General features: G+C 64.2%; 7 protein-coding genes and 1 pseudogene. 3 read left to right on the top strand and 5 right to left on the bottom strand.

What is annotated here, in order from left to right; all coding sequences use genetic code 11:
• Positions 1-248: pseudogene (locus tag F604_RS0106735) on the top strand (transposase); the annotation flags it as partial.
• Between the two features lie 199 nt (positions 249-447).
• Here the strand turns inward: F604_RS0106735 and F604_RS0106730 are convergent.
• A complete protein-coding gene (locus F604_RS0106730; protein WP_019550974.1) occupies positions 448-933 on the bottom strand; it encodes an adenosine diphosphatase in 486 nt (161 codons plus the stop codon).
• A gap of 64 nt (positions 934-997) precedes the next feature.
• Between F604_RS0106730 and mqnC the strand changes: the two genes are divergently transcribed.
• Complete coding sequence (gene mqnC / locus F604_RS0106725; RefSeq protein ID WP_019550973.1) at positions 998-2,131, top strand: cyclic dehypoxanthinyl futalosine synthase; 1,134 nt, start codon at positions 998-1,000, stop codon at positions 2,129-2,131.
• Here mqnC and F604_RS0106720 read toward each other — a convergent pair.
• The 3 genes from F604_RS0106720 to trpB are packed head-to-tail and all read right to left on the bottom strand — an operon-like array spanning position 2,128 to position 4,697.
• Entirely contained in the window at positions 2,128-2,637 is a 510-nt protein-coding gene (locus tag F604_RS0106720) for a hypothetical protein (protein WP_026329038.1), read from the bottom strand. The genes mqnC and F604_RS0106720 overlap by 4 nt on opposite strands.
• Before the next feature lie 48 nt (positions 2,638-2,685).
• The gene (gene trpA / locus F604_RS0106715) at positions 2,686-3,483 is read right to left on the bottom strand and encodes a tryptophan synthase subunit alpha (RefSeq protein WP_019550971.1); all 798 of its coding nucleotides are present in this window, start codon (positions 3,481-3,483) and stop codon (positions 2,686-2,688) included.
• Positions 3,480-4,697 (bottom strand): tryptophan synthase subunit beta, encoded by a 1,218-nt coding sequence (trpB, locus tag F604_RS0106710; protein WP_019550970.1) that lies wholly within the window; start codon positions 4,695-4,697, stop codon positions 3,480-3,482. Before trpB ends, trpA begins: the two co-directional genes overlap by 4 nt.
• Positions 4,698-4,881: 184 nt before the next feature.
• On the opposite strand from trpB, the gene thyX reads away from it, so the two are divergent.
• On the top strand, positions 4,882-5,682 hold the full coding sequence (thyX, locus tag F604_RS0106705; protein ID WP_019550969.1) for an FAD-dependent thymidylate synthase: 801 nt from the start codon (positions 4,882-4,884) through the stop codon (positions 5,680-5,682).
• On the opposite strand, the gene ligA is transcribed toward thyX, so the two are convergent.
• On the bottom strand, positions 5,679-7,703 hold the full coding sequence (gene ligA / locus F604_RS0106700) for an NAD-dependent DNA ligase LigA (RefSeq protein WP_019550968.1): 2,025 nt from the start codon (positions 7,701-7,703) through the stop codon (positions 5,679-5,681). The two genes, thyX and ligA, sit on opposite strands and share 4 nt — an antisense overlap.
• Positions 7,704-7,713: the final 10 nt, after the last annotated feature.

Below are 7,713 nucleotides of genomic sequence, written 5' to 3'. Positions count from 1 at the left end.
GGCGGCTTGGGGAGCTTCTCCTTTACCGGTGGGAGGTAGAGAACCGGTCCTTTTGGGTACGGGACGTTCTCCTCCACGAGGATGCCTGCCAGGTGCGGGGGGTGGGGGCACAGGTCTTGGCGGCCCTCCGGGCCTTTCTGGTCTCCATGCTTCACCGCCAAGGGGTCAGGGAGAAGAAGGCGGCCTTGGAGGCCTTCTCCTTCAACCCCCTCTCCGCCCTGCGCTTCCTGGGGCTCTATGCGGTATAGCGGTCAAGTCTGCGTGGGGGAGCTAAGCTCCCTTCGGTCGCATGTAGCTGCAAGGTACGCTGCAAGGTACGCTGCGCGTGACTGCGTGACCGCTGACCCATGTATCCCCGGTTTGGTCAGCCTGTGTCACGCGTTAGCGTATCTTGAGGGCTATCTTGGAAACCGGGGGATTATAGCTCCCCCACACCCCCTCTTTTCTCTAAAGTTTATAGCCAAAACGGCGGAGAAGGTCCTTGCGCCAGGCCACCTCGGCCTCGTCCTCCACCCCCAGGGGCTTAAAGCCATCCATGACCCCCAGGATGGCCCGCTGCTCCCCTTCCTCCGCCACCACCACCTTGAGGGGATTGGCGGTGGCGGCATAGATGCGCACCACCTCCGGGCAGGCCTTCACCGCATGGAGCACGTTGATGGGGTAAAACCCCTCCCCTAAAACGATGAGGAAGGTGTGCCCCGCCGCCAGGTTGAGGAGGTTCTTGACCGCAAGCTCGGTAAGCTCGGGATCGGTGCCCGAGCGCCGCACCAGGCGCTTGCCGCTGGCCTCGGAGAAGGCCAGGCCAAACTTGATGCCCGGCACGGCGGTCACCAAAGCCTCGTGCAGGTCCTCCACCGTCTTGATGAAGTGGGCCTGGCCCAGGATGACGTTCAGGTTTTCCGGCTTCTCGATGGGGATTACCTTGAGTTCCATGCCTCCATTTTACCCGTGGCCCAGCCTCCAACCGGCGAAGCCCTAAGGATGTAGCATAAGGCCCATGGATGTGCTGGAAAAGGCCGTAGCAGGAGAAAGGCTTTCCGAGGCGGAGGTCATGGCCCTCTTTGACCTGCCCCTTCCCGAGCTGGCCGCCGCTGCCCACGAGGTGCGCTTGCAGAAGACCGACCCCGAGGTGGTCACCTTCCTCATAGACCGCAACATCAACTACACCAACGTCTGCACCGTGGCCTGCGCCTTCTGTGCCTTTTACCGCACCCGGCGGCAAGAGGACGCCTACACCCTCACCTACGAGGAAATCGCCAGGAAGGTGGAGGAGCTCTACCAGGTGGGGGGAAGGCGCATCCTCATGCAAGGAGGCGTTAATCCGGACCTGCCCTTGGAGTGGTACCTGGACCTCCTGCGCTACCTGAAGAACCGCTTCCCCGACCTGCGCATCGATGCCTTCAGCCCCGAGGAGATCCTGGGGCTGGAACGGCTTACCGGGCTTAAGGCTGGGGAGATCCTGGAAAAGCTGATGGAGGCTGGCCTGGACGGGATGCCGGGGGCCGGGGCAGAGATCCTGGTGGACGAGGTGCGCCACAAGGCCGCCCCTGCCCGCATCCAGACCGCCGACTGGTACCGCATCGTGGACGCCGCCCAGGCCCTGGGGCTTTACACCCTGGCCAGCATGGTGATCGGTTTCGGGGAAGGCCCAAGGGAGCGCACCCTTCACCTCTTAGGTATCCGCGCCCAGCAAGACAAGGCCCTGAAGCAGTACCGGAATGGCTTTGCCGCCTTCGCCCTTTGGACCCTGCAAGTGGAGCACACCCGCCTGAAGGGCAAGGCTCCCGGGGCCACCGCTCACGAGTACCTGAAAACCCTGGCCATCGCCCGGCTCGCCCTGGACAACTTCGCCCACCTCCAGGCTTCCTGGCCCACCCTGGGGTTCAAGGTGGCCCAAGCGGCGCTTTACTACGGGGCCGACGACTTCGGCAGCACCATGCTGGAGGAAAACGTGGTCTCGGCGGCAGGAGGGCATGGGCGCACCCACGCCACGGTTCGGGAGATCGTGCGCCACATCGTGGACGCAGGCTTCCGACCGGCGGAGCGGGATCCCCTCTACCGCATCCTGCGCTACCCCGACCCCGAGGCCATCCTTAAGGAGCCTGAGCCCTTGGAGCTCCCCCTGGCCTAGGGGCACTGGCCGGACCGGTAAAGGTCGTAATCGCTGTAGACCGAGGCCTGGTAGGGGTCGCCCCCCTTCTGGGCGTCGTACCCGTTCCAGCCGTGCTTCACCTTGAGCTGCTTCGGGCTTCCCACCCAGTAGAGCTTGGTACCGGAGCCGTTGGCGTAAAGGAGGTACTTGCCGCAGGTGTTGCCCAAGGCCGTGTCGCCATCGCTGTAGCGGCCGTTGTTGTCATCGTCCCGGTAGGCCACCACCCGGTAGCTCCCTTCCGTGGCCTCCGGGGGAAGCTCCATCAGGTACCCCTTGGTGAGGCTTGGGTCTTTGATCTCCAGCTGGTTGCTGTAGTTCACCCGCCCCTCTGTGGTAAGGCCCACCAGGGCCAGGCGCAGGCCCTGGGCCACGTCGGACCAGTTGCCCTGAAACTGCCCGGAAACCTTAGGCCCCCCAAAACCTGGAATAAGCCCACAGGCTCCGAGGAGAAGGCCGCCTGCCAAAACTAAAGTCCACTGTCGCATAGGTTTGCCCTCCAAGGTTCAGGATAGCGGTTTCTTATTAAAACGAAATTAACCTTCTCTCAAGCCGGGGTTGGCCTCGAGGCGCTGGAGGCCCTGGCGGATCTCCTGGAGAAGGGGCGCAAGGGGCCTCCCCTCTTCCAAGGCCCGGACCAAGGCGCTTCCCACCACCACCCCGTCGGCCACCGCCGCCTGGGCCGCGGTTTCCCGCCCCGAAACCCCAAAGCCCACGGCCACGGGCAAGGAGGTTTTGGCCTTGATCCGCCGCACCAGGTCCCGCACCTCGTCGGGCAGGCGCTCCCGCTCCCCGGTGACCCCGGTGACGGAAACCGCATAGATGAACCCGGTGGCGTAGCCCACCACGGTTTCCACCCGCCGATCCGTGGAGGTGGGGGCCAGGAGAAATACCGTTTCCAGGCCGATCTCCTGCGCCAGGCGCACCAGGGAAGGATCCTCATCGGGAGGAAGGTCGGGCAGGATGAGGCCCGTGGCCCCCGCCTGCTTGAAAAGGCTGAAGAACCGCTCCGGCCCCCAGGCCAGCACGGGGTTCAGGTAGGTCATGAGGAAAAGGGGCTTTTCGGTGAGGGCCCGCACCTCCCGGAAGAGCTCCAAAACGCCCTGGACGCTCATCCCCTTCCTCAAGGCCTCCTCGCTGGCCCGCTGGATCACCGGGCCGTCCCCCAGGGGATCGGAGTAGGGGAGGCCAATCTCCAAAAGATCGGCGTAGGGCAGCACCTCCTTCACCGCCTGCAAGAACCCTTCCCGGCTGGGGAAGCCCGCGGTGAGGTAGGGGATTAAGGCGGCCCGGCCCTCGGCCTTGGCCCGAGCGAAGGCTTCCCTAGTAGTCATAGCTCCCCTCCCAGAAGGCGCATCACCTCGGTCACGTCCTTATCTCCCCGGCCCGAGAGGTTGATGACCACGATCTGGTCCTTGTCCATCTCCGGGACCACCTTGGCGGCGTGGGCGATGGCATGGGCGGATTCCAAGGCGGGGATGATCCCCTCGAGGCGGGCGAGGAGCTTGAAGCCCTCGAGGGCCTCCTCATCCGTCACCCCAGCGTACTCGGCGATGCCCTGGTCGGCATAGTAGCTGTGTTCCGGTCCCACCCCGGGGTAGTCCAGCCCGGCGGAAACCGAGTGGGCCGGGGTGATCTGGCCATCGTGGTCGTAGAGGAGGTACATGTAGCTTCCGTGAAGCACCCCCCGCTTTCCCGCCCCGATGCTGGCGGCGTGCCTGCCGGTGGAAAGCCCTTCCCCGGCGGCCTCCACCCCAATGAGCCGGGGGCGCTCCTTCTCGGGAAGGTAGGCAAAGGGAGCGAAGAGGCCGATGGCGTTGGACCCTCCCCCCACGGCGGCGATGAGGACATCGGGGTAGCGGCCAAAAAGCTTGAGGCTTTGCTCCTTCACCTCCTCCCCGATCACGCTTTGGAACTCCCGCACCATCATGGGGTAGGGGTGGGGGCCCACCACCGAGCCCAGGATGTAGAAGGTGGTGCGCACATGGGTGAGCCAGTCCCGGATGGCCTCGTTGGTGGCGTCCTTAAGGGTACGGCTTCCCGCGGCCACGGGCCGCACCTCCGCCCCCAGAAGCTTCATGCGGAAGACATTCAGGGCCTGCCGCCTTACATCCTCCTCCCCCATGTAAACCACGCATTCCAGGCCAAAGAGAGCGGCCACCGTGGCCACGGAAACCCCGTGCTGCCCGGCGCCGGTTTCGGCGATGACCCGCTTCTTGCCCATGCGCCGGGCCAGGAGGGCCTGGCCCAGGGTGTTGTTGATCTTGTGGGCCCCGGTGTGCAGGAGGTCCTCCCGCTTCAGGTAAACCTGGGCCCCGCCCCAGTACTCGGAAAGCCTCCTGGCGTGGTACAGGGGAGTGGGCCGACCGGCAAAGGTCTTGAGGTAGTACTCAAGCTCCGCCAAGAATGCCGGGTCCTTCTTGGCCTCCCTGTAGGCGGCCTCCACCTCCTCCAGGGCCGGGATCAAGGTTTCGGGAACGTACCTTCCTCCGTAAGGACCGAAGCGTCCTCGAGGGTCGGGCAGGGGAAAGTCTGGCAACCTCAACATACTCGCTCCGAAAATGGGCGCACAGGCGCCACAAAGCCTATCCATCCTACATGCCGCAAGCCCTTAGAGCCAAGGTCAAGAGGGCCTGTAGCGCCCGTGCCGCCACTTGTAGGCAAAGGGGGTGCGGACCCGCATGAGCTTAGGGTAGACCCCTTTGGGCCAAAGGGCAAGTAGACTCAAGGGCATGGAGATTGCGGTTTTGGACAAGGGGTTCGTGCGCCTGGTGGAGGTGATGGGAAGCGATGCCTCCATCGTCCAGGCAGCCAGGGTCTCCTACGGCTCCGGCACCAAGACGGTGCGGGAGGATGCCGCCCTTATCGACTACCTCATGCGCCACCGCCACACCAGCCCCTTTGAGATGGTGGAGTTCAAGTTCCACGTGAAGGCTCCCATCTTCGTGGTGCGCCAGTGGTTCCGCCACCGCACCGCCAGCGTGAACGAGATCTCCGGTCGCTACTCCGTCCTCAAGGAGGAGTTTTACGAGCCACAAGCGTGGCGGAAACAAGCCCGGCGGAACAAGCAGGGTTCCGAGGGGGAGCTTTCCGATGAGGAAGCCTCCCTTCTCCTCAAAGGGGTGGAGCGGGAAGCCTACCAGGCCTACCAAACCCTTCTGGAAAAGGGGATCGCCCGGGAGATGGCCCGCATGGTCCTGCCCCTAAACCTCTACACCGAGTTCTACTGGAAGCAAGACCTCCACAATCTTTTCCACTTCCTGGCCCTGCGCCTGGACCCCCATGCCCAGTGGGAAATAAGGCAGTACGCCAAGGCCATTGCTGAAATAGTTAAGGCCCATGTGCCCCTGGCCTGGCAGAGCTTTGAGGAGCACGTATTAAAGGGAGCCCATCTCTCCCATACGGAAATTAAGGCCCTCCAGGGGCTTCTCACCCCGGAGCTTTACGAAAAGGCCCTCAAAGAGCTTGGCTTGTCCGGTTCCAGGCTCCAGGAGGCCCTGGAAAAGATCTTCCCACGCAGCCACCCGCTCTAGGAAGCTAAGGTTTCCACAGGCTTCCCCGTGCGCTCCTCTATGAGCCTGTACAGCTCCTCCTCCGTCAAGGTGGGCACCCCCAGGGCCCGGGCCTTCTCCAGCTTGCTTCCAGGGTTCTCCCCCACCACCAGGTAGCTGGTCTTGCGGCTCACGGAATCCGTCACCTTGGCCCCAAGGCGCCGAAGAAGGGCCTTCACCTCCTCCCGCGGCCGGGATAGCTCCCCGGTGATGACGAAGGTAAGGCCCTTTAAAGCCTCTTCCCCCCGTTCCTTGGCCTCCATCTCCACCCCAGCCTCCTTGAGGCGCCTCACCAGGTCCCGGAAGGCAGGGTCCTGCAGGGTTTCGTAAATCCCCCGGGCGGTGAGTTCCCCCACCTCCTCCACCTGGAGGAGTTCCTCCAGGCTGGCCTCGAGGAGGCGGTCCATGGTGCCGAAGTGGGCTGCCAGGTTGCGGGCCAGCACCTCCCCCACCCCCGGCAGTCCCAGAGCATAGAGGAGGCGCTCCAGGCCCCGCCCCTTGCTCTCCTCAATCTGGCGGAGGAGGTTTTGCGCGCTCTTCTCCCCCATCCTCTCCAGGCCCAGGAGATCCTCCTTCTTAAGGCGGTAAAGGTCGGCCACATCCTTCACCAAGCCCTTTTCCAGGAGCTTCTCAATGAGCTTCTCCCCAAGACCCCCGATGTCCATGGCCTTGCGGGAGGCGTAGTGGCGGATGGCCTCAAAGCGCTTGGCCGGGCACAAGGGATTGGGGCAGCGGTGCACCTTGCCCTCCTTGACCAGGCGGTGGCCGCACTCGGGACAGGTTTCCGGCCAGCGAATGGGCCTCTCCTCCCCGGTCCTCTTCTCCTTCAGGACCCTGAGGACCTCGGGGATCACCCCCCCCGCCTTGTGCACCAGGACCCAGTCCCCGATGCGCACGTCCAGCTCCTCAATGTAGCTTTCATTGTGCAGGGTAACCCGGCTGACCTCGCTTCCCTCAATGAAGACGGGCTCCAGGATGCCCACCGGCGTCACCCTGCCCGTGCGCCCCACCTGGAAGACCACCTGAAGCAGGCGGGTTTCCTTCTCCTCCGCGGGGAACTTGTAGGCGATGGCAAAGCGCGGGGCCCGGGCAGTGTACCCCAGTTCCCGCCAGAGGGAAAGCTCATCCAGCTTCACCACCACCCCATCCGCCTCAAAGGGCAGGCTTCGCCGCTCCTTCAGCCAGCCCTGGTAGATCCTTTCCACCCCCTCTGCCCCTTCTGCCCGGGCGAAGCCGTGCTCCACGGGAAACCCCTTCTCCCTAAGCCAGTGAAGGAGGTCCAGCTGGGTCTTGAGCCCGCTTTCCTCCAGGCCGAGGCCCAGGGCGTAGAAGGTGGCCCTGAGGCCCCTCCTTGCGGTGATCCGGGGGTCCTTCTGCCTGAGGGAGCCGGCGGCGGCGTTTCTGGGGTTTTTGAAGATCTTCTCTCCCTTTTCCTCCAGCTCCTCGTTGAGGCGGAGGAAGGCCTCTATGGGCATGTACACCTCGCCCCGGACCTCGAGGCGCTCCGGTACCCCCTTGACCCTTCTCGGGATGGTGGGAATGGTGAGGAGGTTCTGGGTCACCTCCTCCCCCACCTCCCCGTCCCCCCGGGTGGCCCCCCAGACCAGGACCCCGTCCTCGTAGTAAAGGTTCACCGAGAGGCCATCCACCTTGTGCTCCACGGTGTAGGCAAAGGGGCCTTCCCGCCCCAAGGCCCGCCCAATCCGCTCCTCAAAGGCCTTGAGCTCGTCAAAGTTGAAGGCGTTGTCCAAGGAGTACATGCGGGTGGGATGGCGGATGGGGCGGAAGGTGGCCTCGAGGGGCTTAGCCCCCACCTGCTCCGTGGGGGAGTCCGGGCTTTTAAGCTCGGGGAAGCGCTCCTCAAGCTCCTTAAGCTCCCTAAGGAGCCGGTCGTACTCGGCGTCGGAGATCTCGGGGTCCGCCAGGACGTAGTAGCGGTAGTTGTGGTAGCGGATGAGATCCCTGAGCTCGTTCACCCGCTTCCTCGCCTCTTCCAGGGTCATGGCCCTAGTC

Source organism: Thermus scotoductus DSM 8553, assembly GCF_000381045.1.
GTDB lineage: Bacteria > Deinococcota > Deinococci > Deinococcales > Thermaceae > Thermus > Thermus scotoductus.
The sequence above is the reverse complement of the archived record's forward strand: the minus strand, read 5'-3'. Positions and strand labels throughout refer to the sequence as shown.

Bases quoted from the DNA above. Each gene is read 5' to 3' on its own strand.
- F604_RS0106730 (WP_019550974.1), bottom strand. From the start codon at position 933: ATGGAACTCAAGGTAATCCCCATCGAGAAGCCGGAAAACCTGAACGTC.
- mqnC (WP_019550973.1), top strand. From the start codon at position 998: ATGGATGTGCTGGAAAAGGCCGTAGCAGGAGAAAGGCTTTCCGAGGCG.
- F604_RS0106720 (WP_026329038.1), bottom strand. From the start codon at position 2,637: ATGCGACAGTGGACTTTAGTTTTGGCAGGCGGCCTTCTCCTCGGAGCC.
- trpA (WP_019550971.1), bottom strand. From the start codon at position 3,483: ATGACTACTAGGGAAGCCTTCGCTCGGGCCAAGGCCGAGGGCCGGGCC.
- trpB (WP_019550970.1), bottom strand. From the start codon at position 4,697: ATGTTGAGGTTGCCAGACTTTCCCCTGCCCGACCCTCGAGGACGCTTC.
- thyX (WP_019550969.1), top strand. From the start codon at position 4,882: ATGGAGATTGCGGTTTTGGACAAGGGGTTCGTGCGCCTGGTGGAGGTG.
- ligA (WP_019550968.1), bottom strand. From the start codon at position 7,703: ATGACCCTGGAAGAGGCGAGGAAGCGGGTGAACGAGCTCAGGGATCTC.